This window comes from Methanoregula sp., from assembly GCF_028679125.1.
Taxonomy (GTDB): domain Archaea; phylum Halobacteriota; class Methanomicrobia; order Methanomicrobiales; family Methanospirillaceae; genus Methanoregula.
This window is the reverse complement of record NZ_JAJRCG010000029.1, coordinates 1-15587: the sequence shown is the minus strand read 5'-3', so window position 1 is coordinate 15587 and position 15587 is coordinate 1. Positions and strand designations below refer to the sequence as shown.

General features: G+C 55.5%; 17 protein-coding genes and 1 tRNA gene. 2 read left to right on the top strand and 16 right to left on the bottom strand.

Features of this window, described 5'->3' with window-relative positions; all coding sequences use genetic code 11:
- A partial coding sequence (locus tag LUQ43_RS13215) for a cation transporter (protein ID WP_299968527.1) occupies positions 1-523 on the bottom strand: 523 nt, incomplete at its 3' end.
- Positions 524-1517: 994 nt separating this feature from the next.
- On the opposite strand from LUQ43_RS13215, the gene LUQ43_RS13210 reads away from it, so the two are divergent.
- Together LUQ43_RS13210 and LUQ43_RS13205 are read left to right on the top strand one after the other, a co-directional pair.
- Complete coding sequence (locus LUQ43_RS13210) at positions 1518-1667, top strand: hypothetical protein (RefSeq protein ID WP_299968525.1); 150 nt, start codon at positions 1518-1520, stop codon at positions 1665-1667.
- A 267-nt stretch (positions 1668-1934) separates the two neighbouring features.
- A complete protein-coding gene (locus tag LUQ43_RS13205) occupies positions 1935-2237 on the top strand; it encodes a GNAT family N-acetyltransferase (RefSeq protein WP_363318529.1) in 303 nt (100 codons plus the stop codon).
- Between the two features lie 211 nt (positions 2238-2448).
- Here the strand turns inward: LUQ43_RS13205 and LUQ43_RS13200 are convergent, their stop codons facing one another.
- From LUQ43_RS13200 to LUQ43_RS13130, 15 genes are all read right to left on the bottom strand, one after another.
- Positions 2449-2688 (bottom strand): type II toxin-antitoxin system HicA family toxin, encoded by a 240-nt coding sequence (locus tag LUQ43_RS13200; RefSeq protein ID WP_299968523.1) that lies wholly within the window; start codon positions 2686-2688, stop codon positions 2449-2451.
- On the bottom strand, positions 2681-2920 hold the full coding sequence (locus LUQ43_RS13195; protein ID WP_299968521.1) for a type II toxin-antitoxin system HicB family antitoxin: 240 nt from the start codon (positions 2918-2920) through the stop codon (positions 2681-2683). The genes LUQ43_RS13200 and LUQ43_RS13195 overlap by 8 nt, the downstream gene beginning before the upstream one ends.
- A gap of 827 nt (positions 2921-3747) precedes the next feature.
- A complete protein-coding gene (locus LUQ43_RS13190; protein WP_299968519.1) occupies positions 3748-3888 on the bottom strand; it encodes a hypothetical protein in 141 nt (46 codons plus the stop codon).
- 1098 nt (positions 3889-4986) lie between these two features.
- Positions 4987-5628, bottom strand: a complete 642-nt coding sequence (locus LUQ43_RS13185; protein ID WP_299968517.1) for a hypothetical protein — start codon at positions 5626-5628, stop codon at positions 4987-4989.
- Between the two features lie 186 nt (positions 5629-5814).
- Positions 5815-7506 (bottom strand): glutamate--tRNA ligase, encoded by a 1692-nt coding sequence (locus tag LUQ43_RS13180; protein WP_299968515.1) that lies wholly within the window; start codon positions 7504-7506, stop codon positions 5815-5817.
- 1 nt (position 7507) lies between these two features.
- On the bottom strand, positions 7508-8473 hold the full coding sequence (locus tag LUQ43_RS13175) for a polyprenyl synthetase family protein (protein ID WP_299968513.1): 966 nt from the start codon (positions 8471-8473) through the stop codon (positions 7508-7510).
- Positions 8474-8484: 11 nt separating this feature from the next.
- Entirely contained in the window at positions 8485-9822 is a 1338-nt protein-coding gene (locus LUQ43_RS13170) for an RNase J family beta-CASP ribonuclease (protein ID WP_299968511.1), read from the bottom strand.
- Positions 9823-9884: 62 nt separating this feature from the next.
- Complete coding sequence (gene fni, locus LUQ43_RS13165) at positions 9885-10976, bottom strand: type 2 isopentenyl-diphosphate Delta-isomerase (RefSeq protein ID WP_299968509.1); 1092 nt, start codon at positions 10974-10976, stop codon at positions 9885-9887.
- Positions 10976-11737, bottom strand: a complete 762-nt coding sequence (locus tag LUQ43_RS13160) for an isopentenyl phosphate kinase (protein ID WP_299968507.1) — start codon at positions 11735-11737, stop codon at positions 10976-10978. The genes fni and LUQ43_RS13160 overlap by 1 nt, the downstream gene beginning before the upstream one ends.
- Positions 11730-12599, bottom strand: a complete 870-nt coding sequence (gene mvk / locus LUQ43_RS13155) for a mevalonate kinase (protein ID WP_299968505.1) — start codon at positions 12597-12599, stop codon at positions 11730-11732. The genes LUQ43_RS13160 and mvk overlap by 8 nt, the downstream gene beginning before the upstream one ends.
- A 1-nt stretch (position 12600) precedes the next feature.
- Complete coding sequence (amrB, locus tag LUQ43_RS13150) at positions 12601-13392, bottom strand: AmmeMemoRadiSam system protein B (protein WP_299968503.1); 792 nt, start codon at positions 13390-13392, stop codon at positions 12601-12603.
- Positions 13393-13461: 69 nt separating this feature from the next.
- A complete protein-coding gene (rpsB, locus tag LUQ43_RS13145) occupies positions 13462-14073 on the bottom strand; it encodes a 30S ribosomal protein S2 (RefSeq protein ID WP_299968501.1) in 612 nt (203 codons plus the stop codon).
- Complete coding sequence (gene eno / locus LUQ43_RS13140) at positions 14070-15257, bottom strand: phosphopyruvate hydratase (RefSeq protein ID WP_299968499.1); 1188 nt, start codon at positions 15255-15257, stop codon at positions 14070-14072. Before eno ends, rpsB begins: the two co-directional genes overlap by 4 nt.
- Before the next feature lie 13 nt (positions 15258-15270).
- Complete coding sequence (locus tag LUQ43_RS13135; RefSeq protein WP_299968497.1) at positions 15271-15444, bottom strand: DNA-directed RNA polymerase subunit K; 174 nt, start codon at positions 15442-15444, stop codon at positions 15271-15273.
- A 46-nt stretch (positions 15445-15490) separates the two neighbouring features.
- Positions 15491-15565 (bottom strand) — tRNA-Pro (locus tag LUQ43_RS13130).
- Positions 15566-15587: the final 22 nt, after the last annotated feature.

Below are 15587 nucleotides of genomic sequence, written 5' to 3'. Positions count from 1 at the left end.
GGAGGAGGAGATTGGAGAAGGTCTTGGCCCTCCGCAGGCGCCACTGCGACTCCATGATCGGCGAAGGATCCTCTTTTGAACGGTTCTGGTAGGTATGCCAGTGGTGGTAATCGGCAATGCTTGCGATGAGCATGAGCGGGATACCGATATATGCGGCAACCATCTCGAAGTCCTCGGGATGCATGAGACGCTGGATAGTAAAGAGGACAAGGATACAGATGGAGACAACCATCACGCTGCCGGTGATGATTCTTGTGAGGGTCTCGAACTTGCCCATGCCGTAATCGTAGGTGAACTTCCCGCCGGCTTTCATCCGCCGTATGATCATGAGCGCAAAGAGGGTGGCCAGGACCTCATTTGCATATTTGAAGACATCGGACAGGAGGGCAGCAGACCCGGAGAGGATGACCGCAATCGTCTCCGGGACCAGGATGAGAAAATCCACGCAGAGGCCGTGGAAGACGAGCTTCTCGCGGGACTCTTTACCACCTTCTGCACCGTTCACGATCTCACCGCCTGCCATGTATGTCTATACACGTAGGGCAGGGATACTAAAAAAAGTACAGGGAGACTGCTCCTGCTGACATACATTCACGTCTTTTTCAAACGCGATCAGGATCGCGATGAGACATTTTCACACAGGGTCTGATAAGAAAAGTTTGCTCTGGAGAAATCCCTTTTTGATAGGGCATCTGTCATGCACCAGGTTTGTACACCGCCCGACCCCCGCTCCCACCGGAGCCAGGACAATCCCCTCAGTTACCCCGTAAAACTGCATGAATCCGGCTCGGAAATGGGAGGGGCTTGAGGGGGTAGGGCGGTGTACTTTGATATTTTACCGCCCGTGACCAACAGGTCCGGGAGAAAATTTCCGACAGTCTTTACCTGAATCACGTCGGTTTGTTCGCACGGGAAGTACACCGCCTGACCCTCGCTCCACGAGTGCAACGTAAGCCCGGGAGCGTTAGCATATCGAAATGTTTTCTTTCGAGCAGAAAATTTCAGTCAACGTCCGCTGAATTTTTTCATACAGCCATGGGATCAACACCTGGCTCTGGAAAAACAGCGGGCTGCGTATCCAGAAATTGCATGGCTTTTCCAAAATGAGCAAGCCCACCCCTGCAGGGGTCGCTCGGCCGCCTCGTCGGGGCCTCGCTGGGCTGATCGGTTTACGGAGGTAACCGGTTCCTGAACCGCCGCGAGGGCGTCCCTTTTAGGTGCTGCGGCGTTCATCGCATAGGGGTATGGGGGCATCAACCCCTATCTTTGTACTTAATTCAATGAATCCCCTTACGTCATGCAATACCGCAAACCAGTTTTTGCACTTGATATGAGGCGGTGGAGCTTTAGCGTTAGGGCGGGCATTGACATTTAGAACGAAATGCGGAAAGTGCGACACTATCTGGAAAGAGATGCCAGTTTAGCCGGACCTCATAATCAGGTACCTTGAAGTGTAACGGAGGTTAGCTTAATAATAGAAAAGCAAGTAATACCGTAAATATAAAAGGTGGTAAGAGATGGCAAAACAGATTGAATTAGAGACTGTCTTACGGGGTGAAGAAGCGCGGGTATTCAACAAATACGTCGACGCCCCAAAGCAACACTTCACCCCGGAGAGCCGGGCACTCTTCCGGGAAGCCCGCCAGCTCTCAAAAGAATGGCCATAACCACGAAATGACAATGGATCTTACATCTCTCATTTTTTCAAAATTATCTGAAGATTCCGACATTTCATCATTTGTATGTTCCGATTCCAAAGATCTTGAAGATTTTTTAAGGAACGATGCAAAAATCCGGCAACAGGAAAAGATCAGTACTACCTATCTTGTCCATTCAGGTACCGTGCTTGTCGGGTTTTTCTCCTTGTCTATGGGGTGTATCACATCTGACTCTGTAAAAAAAATGTCCCTTGAGATTGAAGATCCCCCCAATAAATATCCGGCATTACTTCTGAATATCCGGCATTACTTCTGGCCAGGATGGCAACAAAAGATGGGCTGCGCAGTCAGGGCATTGGACGTGAAATGCTGAAACATGTTTTTGCCATGGCTTTCAGATTGACCGGGCAGATCGGTTGCAGGTTCGTCAAGGTAGATGCAAAAAAAGATCCACGAGCCATCCGATTCTACGAAAACTATGGTGGATTCATAAAAATAACCCAGAATTCTGATACTATCCAGATGGTAGTCGATCTCAATAAGATCGGCGATGAGGAAAATTCAGGTAACATCCGCTGATATTTTTTTGAGGAAAGGTTAACCAGTCCCTGAACCGCCGCGGGGGCGTCCCTTTTAGGTGCTGCGGCGTTCATCGCATCCAGGGGTTGGGGGCATCAGCCCCTGTCTTTGTAACCTGCTCAATACATGCATTATCCATGCAAAACAACGATGAGCCGAAAGCGTTCAGTCAAAAAATGGACATTAACGGTGGCACACACTACTGGTACCCTTATTTTTCTCCGGAGAAATATGCGCAATATTCCTCCTGGGACATACCGGCTTTATCGATCAACCTGCACAACAATCCAATACCGAGATCACGTCCGGCATGAACCGGGACTGACAGGTGAACCAGACTTCCCGCTTTTATCAGGATATGGTGGCTGCCCTCAACGTGGTTCTCCACCCATCCTGCCCGCTTGAATGCAGCGATGTGCTTTTGTCCGCCCGCACGCGGAAGTTTAGGCATAATTTATACCGGAAGTATCGACATCGATACTCATGCGGGAAGGCAGGGACGTGATATGGATCTTATCCGATGCTGTCTTCAACCGGGACTTGATGCAACCGACAATTGCTTCATTGATATTTTCAATTGCTTCATTGAGAGTGTCGCCTTCAGTCATGCATCCCGGCAGATCGGTGCATTCCACAACATACCGCCCGTCTTCATCCTGTTCAATTAAAATTGAGAATTTCATAGCCTGATCTTATATTTACCATATGCAGGGGGCTTCAATAAATATATGTGAGTGGGATGCGGGAGGTTTTTGGCTGGCAGCGTATCCAGAAATTGCCTGGCATTCCTTACGTCATGCAATACCGCAAACCTGTTTTACACTTGATATGAGGCAGTGGGATTTCGGGGTCTGGGGGAGGGCGCTCCTTGACCCGCGATAGTTTGACCAAGATGGAACGGATGAAACGGGATATCGAGATCCGGGCGGATGGGACGCCGATGCTCATAGAGAGTGCGGCTTCCACAAAGGTTCCGGCTCCTGCTCCGTTACCGGATTCCGTACCGGTTTTTGTACCGGCATCTATACCGGATATGGCGAGTCTGCCGGGACTATACCCGGGGGGATCTGCCGCCTCTTCTGACAAGGGAGGATAACTACCTCTTTTTTAGAGTGCCAGTACTCTCACCTGCCCGGATCGGTAAAAATGGCCCATCCGGGCCTGTAATGAGTCCCGTTTCACTCTTTCCGGTTTTCAGCGACCGACCTGTTTCGGGGGTTTTTGCGGGGAGTGCCACGGAAAATCCCGCATTAGGCTCCGTTTACCTATCCGGAGGTTTTGTGAGCGAAAAAACCGGCCTGTTCAGAGCTTGTTTTAATCGAGGATAGGGTGGGGAGATGAGATTTGGGTTGTGGAGGGGGGTGATCCAGGGCCCGGCGGGCGCCAGGGGGGTTCTGGCGGGGTTCGGCGTTTTACGTCGAAGAACGGGGCCGATATGACACTTTTAAATCAAACCAGAACTTCTCACAAAACAGTGGAATGCCCATCCCATTCATTTTTCAATTATTTTTTAAAAAACGCCACGCTCGACCAACAACTTCGCATAATCCTCACCTGATAACGGGCAGCGGATAAGATCGTCTAATTCTTTTCCGGACGGGTGAAGTTGGATCCTCATCTTTGCGAGCAGGTCTGCGTTGTACTCTTTCATTCCGTGACTCAGGAACGTGTGAACCCCGGAGATCTTCCCGTCAATGCAGAGATAAAAGATCTGGTGATAGGATGATCGCTCTTTAAATCCCTTTTTGAAGAGAGCAGCCGCGATATCGCGGGTCTTCGCAGCTCCTCAAGAACCAGCACCGGCCGCAACAAGAGACTTAAGGTTTGAACGAAGCCGTAGTGCATCTCTTGTAAGGTTCTCCGGATTATCAGCAACATATACTTCCCAGAGCATTGAGAACTCATTGGAGATCCCCGCAATACCTTCCTCAAGGGTTGGTGCTGAAACCAAAAGCCCGAACTCATCGTTTGACAGGGTGAGTCGATCTTCAGCGTGTCCTACGGTGATTTGAAGTTCTCGGGAAAGACGATGAAGACGACCGTTGATATTGAGGCGATCAAGCACAATAACCTGATTGGCTAATTTCAACATCCGTACCAATCTGTATCATCCAGAAGAGGATAGGGTTTTTGATCAGAATAATTCCAGCCTCAATCGCACCGCACAAGTCATCAATAAAAACTCAACCCGATATATCGATGCACTCGCCCGGTGCGAACAACGGGCCGCTCTCGGCCTGACAGCAACGCATCTCCCTTACTCCTCACAATCCCGCAAACCGGTTTTCACAATTGATCTGAAGCCGTGGAAATTTCACGGAAAGGGGCGGGGGCTGACAAATAGAGCGACGTATGGTTGCTAAATTGATTTCTAAAATGAGCAACCCCACCCCTGCGGGGGTCGCTCGGCTGCCTCGTCGGGGCCTCGCCGGGCAAATCGGTTTACGGAGGTAACCGGTTCCTGAACCGCCGCGGGGGCGTCCCTTCGGGGGCGGCGGCGTTCATCGCATCTGAGGGTATGGGGGCATCAGCCCCCATCTTGTAATCTACTCAATACATGCGTTACCTATTCAAAAAAGCGATAACCTAAAAAGTCACAGTCAAAAACCGCTGAAAAATATTCATGTTGCCTTACGGTTAATGCTACGATCTGAAAAATAGTTGACATGAGTCCATTGCGTTGAGTATCATTTTGTCATGACATCTGACAAAAAGATTGATTGGAATTTTATAACCACTTCTCTATTTTTTAACTATTGTAAATTCGCGAAATTTCCGCCATTTTAGAATGATATTCGCTAAGTAACTTGGATAATAACAAAATAAAGCAAATTGCAAGCAGACCAAGGAGTATTAAACCGATTGAAATATTTGGAAAACCATAAACAGAAATATCTAAAATTTCTTTCCCATAGCTAATACCTAAAAATCCAATTATCACAGTTATAAAAGTCAACGAAACACCAATTGCTTTGAGGTATGCCATTTCAAATTCTAATTCCAATTTAATTTTTTTAATTTTGTCTTTTTTTGGGATCTCTGTTACTTCATCTGAAAAATTTCTTTTACATGGAAAAAATGAGCCTTGAAGTGATTCAACAGTCTTTTTTATTTCAACAAGTAAATTTTGGATATTTTTGGTATCGCGACCATTTTCATAATCTTTATAGTACGTGTATATGTTACCGATACCAAAAAATATTGAAGTTATACCGACACCCGTAATAACTCCAACTATTTGGGGGATTGAAGGATTTTTCGGGAATAATAGAATTACTTGCGAACCCGGGATTAAACCTATATAAAGAAAGACAAGCCCAAAAATTACTATAAATATGTTCAAAGACTCCGTAATGATAATTTCTTTATGCTTTTCCCAAAGTTGACCCATAAACATACTTTATTGATTGAAATATAAATTATATATGAATACCTTGTTCATTTGAGATGATAGAATGGTTTTTGATAATTTTCTGTGAATATGCGCTCTTCTAGACGCTGATACAAAAATACAAAGTTCAAAGTTATTATTTTGAGTTTCCTTTTAAAAAAAATAATCCGCGACCCGGGCTACCCTTCACTTATGCGTAAAATACGCCCGTACCCCATCTGCACCAACCGCATCGATCTTCACGAACGCAACCCGCTCGAACTGGACAACCTTCCCGAGTTCTGAACGTACAGCAGGTTCGCAGGCACCGGACATAATACCCTCCTGCGTGAGGAGCGTGCAGGGCACGGTTGCCTGCGCCGGGAGCCACTGGACAATGTGGGCTTTCGCTGCCCGGGCATCCGCGAGCGACGCCCCCCCGTAGGAGAAGGAGGGGGTGTCGCCATTCCATGCAATCTTCACATTGAAGAGATCCTTGAGCCGGAGCATCGCGGTGCCGGGCACGAGCTCGGCCTTCGGGATGAGGACAGAACCGGTGAACTCCAGCGTGCGTGACCCGCGGGTCGCATCGCCCGGGTGGAGCAGGGCGTGGGCGGTATGAGCGGGTGCTCCCTCGATCTTTGCTTCAACCGGCTCCGGCACGAAGAAGTACCGGTTCGCGGTCGGGTCAACGAGCTTCTTGTTCTCCGCGTACAGGTTGTCCCACGAGAAGGAGATGTCCACGTCGCCGATACCGATCGCGATCATCGCGTTCTTCACGGCCTCGGGCTGGATCCCCCGGCGGGCCAGGGCCCGGAGGGTGCCGAGGTGGATATCGTCCCAGCCGGTATAGGTGCCAGCGTTGATCCCGGCCCGCATCTGGGACGTGGAGAGGACAACGCCCTCGATCCCCATCCGGCCATAGTGCCGGTACACCGGCACCTTCCAGCCGAAGTGATCGTAGATGAAGCGCTGCCGTCGGGTGTTCGCGATATGGTCCTTGCCCCGGATCACGTGCGTGACGCCGAGCAGGTGGTCGTCGGCCACCACCGAGAAGTTCATCAGCGGGTACACGTGCGCCTTCACCTTCGGGTGCGGAGGGGTATCGAGGATCCGGAACGCGGGGAAGTCCCGCATGGCCGGGTCAGGGTTGTTGAGGTCGGTCCTGATCCGGACCGATGCCTCGCCTTCCTTGAACCCGTGGTCGAGCATTTTCTGCCAGAGCTCAAGGCTCTTTGCCACCGGCTGGTCGCGGCAGGGACAGGCGGTCTTGTGATCTTTGAGCTCCTTGAAAAGCTCGTTGTCGCAGGTGCAGACGTACGCCCCGCCCTTCTCGATCAGCTGTTTGCAGAGATCATAGTAGATCGGGAGCCGCTCGCTCTGGGCGACGACCTCGGTGATCCCAAGGCCGAGCCACCGGATATCTTCCTGCACGGTCGCGTAGGCCTCGGGGTCCACCCGTTTCGGGTCGGTGTCCTCGATCCTGAGGATGTATCGCCCGCCACACTGTTTCACGTAGGCATCGTTGAGGGCGGACGCACGGGCGTGACCGATATGGAGTGGTCCCGAGGGGTTCGGGGCAAACCGCATCACGACGCCATTCTCCGATCCCTCAAGATGGGGAAGCCCGGTCTTCTTCTCGTGCTTCTCCGCCATGGCGGTGATCATCTCCGGTGCTTTTGCCTGGAGCATTGCGACCCGCTCCTCTGGGGAGAGTTTTGCAACGTCAGCGATCGCGTCCTTTGCAATCGCGGAGACCTCCTTGGCTTTGTTCCGGAGCTCCGGGTGGGCACCCATCACCATGCCCATAATAGCCCCTGCCTGCGGCACTCCGCCGTGCTTCACGGCATTCTGGAGTGCGCACAAAAAGATGATCTCTTTTGGATCGTCCCCTGCCATGCTAGTGGCTCCGGGTAACGAAGAATTCGCCGACATCCATCAAGAGCTGGCGTTCCTTTGAGGGGGGGAGGATCGAGAGGTGCTTGTTGCTGTCGGCAACGAGATCGGTTGCGATCTTCTTCACGTCCGCGAGCACACCGGAATCCGTCAGTTCGCGGATCGCTGCTGCAATATCGGCTTTACTGAGATCCCGCTTGTATTTCAGCAGGTCAAGGCCCTTCTCGCGTGCCTTGATCATGATGATGGTCTGCTTGCCCTCGCGGAGATCCGAGGCCTGGTCCTTCCCGCTCTTCTCGGAGGGCGTAAGGAGGTCAATGAGATCGTCCTGGATCTGGAACGCGATACCGGTATTCTGGCCGAAGGTATAGAGAGCATTCACCTGTGCTTCCGTGCCTCCGGCAAGCGTGGCACCGATCCCGGCTGCCGCTGCATAGAGGACACCGGTCTTCATCCGCACCATCTCCATGTACTCGGCTTCCGTCACGTCGGTGCGGTGCTCGAAGGACATGTCCATGTGCTGGCCTTCGCAGATATCGGCACACGCTTTGGCAAGCATCTTGATGGCACGGACCTTTGCATCGTCCTTTGCCGTAACGCTGCTGATGTGCTCGAAGGCACGGGAGTACAGCACATCGCCGGCAAGGATGCCGGTGGGCATGTCCCACTTCGTGTGCACGGTCGGCACGCCGCGGCGCAGGCAATCGTCGTCCATGATGTCGTCATGGATCAGCGTGAAGGTGTGAGTCACTTCAAGGGCGAGGGCAGCCTGCATGAGCTCGCGCGAGCTGCCCTGTTTCACCGCATCTGCCGCAAGCATGACGACAGCGGGGCGAAGGCGCTTGCCTCCTGCGGTAAGGAGGTGGGCGGACGCCTTGTTCAGTTCACCAGCCTTCTTGACATAATCGCGGTCGATCATGCGATCGATCTGCTGTGCGACGGATTTCAGATACGGTGAAAGTTCTGACATGGATATACCTCTTAATTGATCCTGACCCGCTGGCCGTTCCCCAGGAGGTGGACGGTTGAGTGGGGCGCGTATCCCAGTTCGGTGGCAAACTGGATGTAGCCGGCGGTCATCTTCATGCTCCCGTGGGCGGGTATCACGTGCTCGGGGGTGAGAAGGTGGATCAGTTCATAGTGATCCTCCCGGTACGCGTGGCCGCTCACGTGCAGGTCCTCGAAGATACGGACACCGGATAAGCCCAGCCGGGCTTCTATCAGGTACCGCTGGCCGGAGTTCATCGGGTTCGGGATCACGTTCGCCGAGAAGATGACCTTGTCACCCTCCCCGAACTGGTACGGGGTGTCCCCGGTTGCCATGCGGGTGAGGATCGAGCCCGGCTCGCCCTGGTGTCCGGTGACGATCGGCAGGAACTTGTCTTTCCCGTCCTTCATCATCCGGCGCAGGGTGCGGTCGACTGTCCGCCGGTTCCCGAACACGCTCGTGGTTTCGGGGAACGAGACGAGCTTCATCTGTTCGGCGGTAACGGAATACTTCTCCATGGACCGGCCGAGCAGGACGGGTTTCCTCCCGATCTCGTGGGCGCATTCCGCGATCGTCTTGATCCGGGCAATGTGGGACGAGAAGGTCGAGACAATGAGCGTATTCTTGTCATCCTCGAAGCTGGTGATCGTGTCCCTGACCAGGTCCCGTGCGATCCGCTCGCTCGGGCACCGTCCGCGGCGGTCGATGTTCGTGCTCTCCACGATCAGGGCAAGCACACCCTCCTTGCCGATCTGCCGGAGGCGGGCAAAGTCCGGGGGCTCCCCGATGACCGGGGTCCGGTCCAGCTTGAAGTCCAGTGCATAGACGATAGCGCCGTGCGGGGTGTGGAGCACCGGGATCACCACGTCGATGATGGAGTGCTGGATGCGGACAAACTCTAAGATGAGGTTCTGCGAGAGCGTGTACCGCTGCCCCGCCTTGAGCGCGAAGAGCTTGTTGTTCACAGCGGACTTCTGCTCACCCGCAATCTCCTGGCGGATCAGTTCCGTGGTATAGGGAGTGGCGATGATCGGTGCATTGTACCGGTGCGCCAGCTTCGGGATCGCCCCGATGTGGTCAAGGTGCCCGTGCGAGCAGACAATGGCTTTTACGGCACCTTCCATCCCGTTCATCACGGTATCGTCCGGTATCGCCTTGATCTTGATCAGGTCAAGGGAGTTCATGCTCTCCAGCTCCGCGTCCTCGTGGACCATGATCTGGTCCAGGCGGAGCCCCATATCAAAGATGACAATTTCCTTTCCGCAGCGGACCGCGGTCATATTCCGCCCGACCTCATCATATCCGCCCACTGCAATAATTTCAATATCCATGGTGTATCTCCTGTGTTGGTACGGGACTTCTGCTAAAAATTCCCGTTTGGTCTGTTGTTCGTTTATCGCCGGACCCGTGCTGCATCGTCCTTCCCGATCATCTGGCGCGTGCGGCCCGTGAGGAGGAAGGGTGCCTTCCTGAGATCGGTAACCTTCGCCGACCCGGTCAGGAACATGGCAACGGTCAGTTCCCGGTGGATCGCCTCGATCGTCCGGGCAAGTGCCTCGTCGCTCTCCATGGCTGGTTTTAAGAGCGGGAGCGCCATGCCGCAGAGGTCTGCGCCAAACGCAAGACCCTTGGCAATGTCAAGACCGCTCCGGACACCGCCGGAGGCGATGACCGGGCTGCCGGTTGCAAGCACCTCGGCGAGGCTGACCACGGTGGGGATGCCCCAGCCGGAGAGATCCTGCCCGAGTATCCCGAGTGCCCGTTCCTTCTCGCTGTCGCTCTTCTCTGCCCTCACGCTCTCGACCGCGGCCCAGGACGTCCCGCCCCAGCCGCCGATATCGATGGCACGGACACCCACGCCCCAGCATTTCTTTGCCGTGGCTGCCGATATCCCGCACCCGGTCTCCTTGACGATGACCGGGGTCTTGAAGTCACGGCAGAGCTCCTCGATGGCTGCAAAGCATCCCGCCGCGTTGTGGTCGCCTTCCGGCTGGATCGCTTCCTGCAGGAAGTTTAAGTGGACTGCCAGGGCATCTGCCCCGATCATCCCGACTGCCTTCTCCGCCCACTCGATGCCATGGTCGCGGAGCTGGACAACGCCGATGTTGGCAACGAGGAACGCGTGCGGCGCCTCGTCGCGGACAATGGCAAACGTGTCCGCGAGGTTTTCATTCTCCAGGGCGGCCCTTTGCGAGCCGACGCCCATGCCGATCCCGTACTGCTCGGCAGCACGGGCGAGCCGGGCGTTCACGTCCTTTGTCCCGGGATGACCCCCGGTCATCGCGGATATGAAGAGGGGAGAGGAGACGGTGCGGCCAAGGAACCGGGCCGACAGGTCGATCTTGTTCATGTCGCACTCCGGCAGGGCATTGTGCACGAACCTGATATCGCCAAACCCGGCGTCCCCGCACTCGACGTCTTCCTCTGCGCAGATCCGCAGGTGATCGAGCTTCCGCGAGGACGTGAACCGTACCTTGTCTCCCATTATTCTTCTTCCCCTCGTACCCGTGTCCCGCCGTGGGCGGCTCCTGCCAGGAAGTCCGCTACCCGCGAGACATGGAATATATCCGACCCGATCCCCGCATCCGCGAGGCCGAGCAGTTCATCAATCTTCCCTCTCATTCCACCGGTTACATCGGTATGTTTCGAGTCGCCGATATGGAGGGACTCAAGCATGCGCCGGGTGATCACCGGCACCACGCGCCCTTCATCCAGCACTCCCGGTACATCGGTGGCGAGCCCTACGCGGCGGATCTTAAGAGCTGCCGCGACGTATCGCACGAGCTGGTCGCCCGATACGATACAGGCACCCCGTGAGAGGTCCATCACCACGTCGCCGTGGATCACGGGGACCATTCCCAGACGAAGCATCTGTTCAAGGTGCCGGCTCTCGAACGCAACGAGCCTGCCATTGTCGGCAACCCCGACATGGAGCGGGTGGACGCCGATCGCCGCAACACCCTTTTCGCGGAGGGCGGTGACAACCGCATCGTTGAGCCCGCTGACGGCACGGTGCGTGACATAGATCCCATCGGTCTTCCCGGATTCTGCTCCCACGTCAAGGTGGTAGCGTTTTGCCTCGGGATGCCCGCAGGAACCGGCACCGTGGACGATAATGATCCCGTCCGTCCCTGCCCCCGCAACTGCCGCGGCAATGGTGTCAAGGCTCTCCCGGTTGATTGCGCAGTCGGCGCTCTTATCAGTAAGTATGCTCCCGCCGAGTTTTAAAATTACCCAATCAGACATTCTTCTCCTTTCTCACGCCTTCCGTATCGATACCGGTGACGATCGCACGCCCGTCGCACGACTCGATCGCCTTGGCCACCCGGTGCTTGAGCTGCTTGGGGCAGAGGGCGATCATACTCCCGCCCCCGCCGGCTCCCGTGATCTTCGCCCCGAACGCCCCTGCCGAACGAGAGGCCAGGATGAGCCGGGCCAGCTGCGGGTGCCCGACACCGAGGACTTCGAGGAGCGAGTTGTTCATGTTCATGTACCGCCCGAGTTCGCGGGGGTTGTTGAGGTGGTGGATGGCAGCCAGGCTCACGCCCTGGATGGCATCGAGCACCGGGTCCACGATCTCCGGGTGCTTCTTCTTGAGCTCGGATACCTGCTCCACCATCTTCGAAGTGCTGTGCGAGACCATCGAGTCGCCGACCACGAGGTGCATGTTCTGCGGGGGAAGGCGTCTTCGCGATCCACCGGTGATCAGGACGATTCCCCCGTATGTCGAGACCGTGGTGTCCGTGGGGCTTGCCCGCCCCTTCTGCACGGTCTTCTCGATCTCGAACGCCATGTTGGCTATGTCCTCGCGGGTCTTGTTCATCCCGAACTCGTCGTTGATGGCCGAGAGCGTGGCAACGGTTACGGCTGCCGATGACCCGAGACCGGACGAACTGGGGATCTGCGAGTTGATGTACACACTGCCGACGACACCCATTGCCTCGAAGCAGCCGTCGATATAGGGCGACTTTGCCCGCGTGGCCCGCTTCGTGTTCCGGACCGTGACGAACACCCGGGGCTTGATAGCCATGGCTATGCCCGGCTTGCCGTATACCACGGCATGCTCGCCGAACAAAAACACCTTGCCCGGTGCACTCCACGTTGCCAACCTAGATCACCGCAATACCGGCGTAGCCTACGACCTCGCGATAATCGCCCGTCGTCTCCCCGCTCGTTGCATACCGGATCAGCTCTGCCGCCTTTGCCCCGAGACCTGCACAGGCCGTCACCATCGCGGTGATCGGGCCGTACCCGCAGGCCGTGACCTGCCGCTCCGCAATCCGCCGGTAGAACTCCTTCGTATCCAGGGTCTTTAACGGTTCGATCGCGAACAGGTCATTGTCCTTTGCCTTCTGCTCCGGCACATAGTGCGAGAAGTCGCTGGATGCAACGATCCTGACCTCCCGCTTTGTCTGCCGTACTGCGGCAAGGATCTTCTCGCCGAGCCGGATCGCACCCGGGTAATCCTGTTCCCCCATCATCACCGGTGCAATCTGCGCCCGGGGGAAACGATACTTGATGAACGGTACCTGGACCTCGATCGAGTGCTCGTCCCGGTGGGAGGCCTCGTCGGTCTCGATGTCGAGGGCCCGGACGAACTCCGCATCCGTATCCACGACACCGAGCGGGGTCTCCCAAGGTACCTCGGAGACGCAGGTGATGTACCCGCGGTGCGATGGCCCGATGACAACAAAGGTGCCTGCAAAGTCCCGGGAGATGGCCGCGAATGCATGGGCGGCAACCTGCCCGGAGTAGATATACCCGGCATGGGGTGAGACGATGCCGAGCGGGTTCCCTGCCACCGGCCTGGTGCCCGAGAAGAACTTCCCGAGCAACTGTTCAAGGTGGGAGGGCTCGCGCGGATAGAACATGCCAGCCACTGCGCATGAACGCATCTTCATCGGATCAACCCTCTGGTGCTCCTCGTATATCCAGATATCGGTTGTGAGAAAAAAGTAAAGACCAAGAGATTAAAACTCGGTCTCGAAGTCCTCGGGGGTGAGTGCCGTGGAGATACCGCGGAGCCGGAGCATCTCGCGGGTTAAGAGGAAGTAGATCATCGAGAGCGCCTTGCGACCCTTGTTGTTGGTCGGGATGACGAGGTCGACATACTTCGTCATGTTGTTGGTGTCGCAGAGTGCAAGGACCGGGATCCCGCACTGGACTGCCTCGTTGATCACCTGTGCATCACCGATGGGGTCAGTGACGACAATGACCTGCGGCTCGATGTACGCTTCAAGAACCGGGTTTGTCAGGAGGCCCGGGATGAACCGGCCGGTTGCGGACATGGCGCCGATGGTGTCGGCGAATTTCTTGGCCGGGTACTGGCCGTACTGCCGGGAGGTGACGACGAGGATGGTGGGTGCCTCGTACTGGGTTAAGAACTTGGCAGCGGTCTTGATCCGGGCGTCGGTCTCGCGGATGTCGAGGATGTAAAGGCCATCGCCGCGGACGCGGTAGATGAACTTCTTCATATCCTCGCTCTTCTGCTGGGTGCCGATGTGAACACCGGCTGCAAGGTACTCCTCGACGGGGATGAGCGGTTCTTTCAGTTCAATTTCCATTTCATTTGCTTGGGTCATAGCTGTTCCTCAATGCGTATCAGTTCGTTTAATTTTGCAATGCGTTCCCCGCCAACAATGCCGCATTTTAAGAAAACACAGGAGAATGCAGTGGCAAGGTGTGCAATAGTAGTATCGGTTGTCTCACCGGACCGGTGGCTCATCACCGTGTCCAGCCCGTGGGTGTGGGCCAGTTGCACCGCATCAAAGGTGTCGGTGAGGGTTCCCACCTGGTTGGGTTTTATGAGAACGCAGTTTGCGGCATCGCACTCGATGCCCTGCTCGATGCGCTCAACCTGCGTGACGAAGAGATCGTCACCGCAGACCAGGCAGCGGTTGCCGACCTGGCTGTTGAGTTCGGAAAAAGCGTCAAAATCGTCCTCATGGAGGGGATCTTCAACATAGACAAGGTTGTACTTGTCCACGAGTTCTGCGATATAGGCAACCTGGTCTTCAGTCGAGCGGGCAGTCTTGTGGTACTGGTACTCCTTCCCGTTCCACATCTGGCTCGCCGCGACATCGATACCGATATCAACCGAGACTTTCATCTCGTCGGCGACTATTCCGGCCGCTTCGGCAATGAGCTCAAATGCGAGGGCATCGTCGATCTGCGGTGCCCATGCACCCTCATCACCCTTGCCGGCGGCAATTCCTTTCTTCTTTAAGAGATCCTTCACCGTGCGGTGAACGGCTGCATTCGCGAAGACTGCCTCTTCTGCATCCGCTGCGTCCCCGGGGACGATGAGGAACTCCTGGATCTCGGTTGAATTCGTTGCATGCGCCCCGCCGCCGATAACGTTCCCGAGCGGGAGCGGCATGTCCTTCGCGAATGCACCGCCAAGGTAGCGGAAGAGCGGCATGCCCATCGACGATGCTGCCGCCTTGGCATTTGCCAGCGAGAGGGCAACAGAGATGTTGGCGCCGATCTCCGCAAAGTTGGCAGTTCCGTCGATGTCCCGGAGCTGCTCGTCGAAGCTCTCCTGGTCGCAGGAATCCATGCCGATGAGCGCGGGAAGCACGTTCTGGATCGCATTTTCCACGGCTTCCTGCGGGGGCCTGACCTTGGCCTCGAGGGAACCGGTACTGGCTCCGCTCGGGGCTGCCGACCTGCCGTGGCCGCTGGACGTGTACACGTCCGCCTCGACCGTCGGGTTGCCCCGGCTGTCGAGAATGGTCCGCAGCTCGATTACCTCAATGACTGTCATGACTCCCTGTCTCCTACTTTCTCTTTACCGTAATGGGGATGGTGTTGTTGTTGTATTCCTCGATCGCAATTTCCAGCGGATCGATCCGTGTCGTGGTGATAAGTAACGGAGCACCCATTGATATCTGCAGAGCCCTTGCTCCAATGATCCTTGCCCGTTCGTACCGGGTATAAACCTGCGTCTGCATTCTTCTCCTCGAATACTGAATGAATTTTTCACTGCTCTTTTTTAAATGGGGTCGCTGAGATTCGAACTCAGGTCACTGCGTCCCGAACGCAATAGGATGGTCCAGGCTACCCTACGACCCCGCGTTCATCATGTCAACTGCTT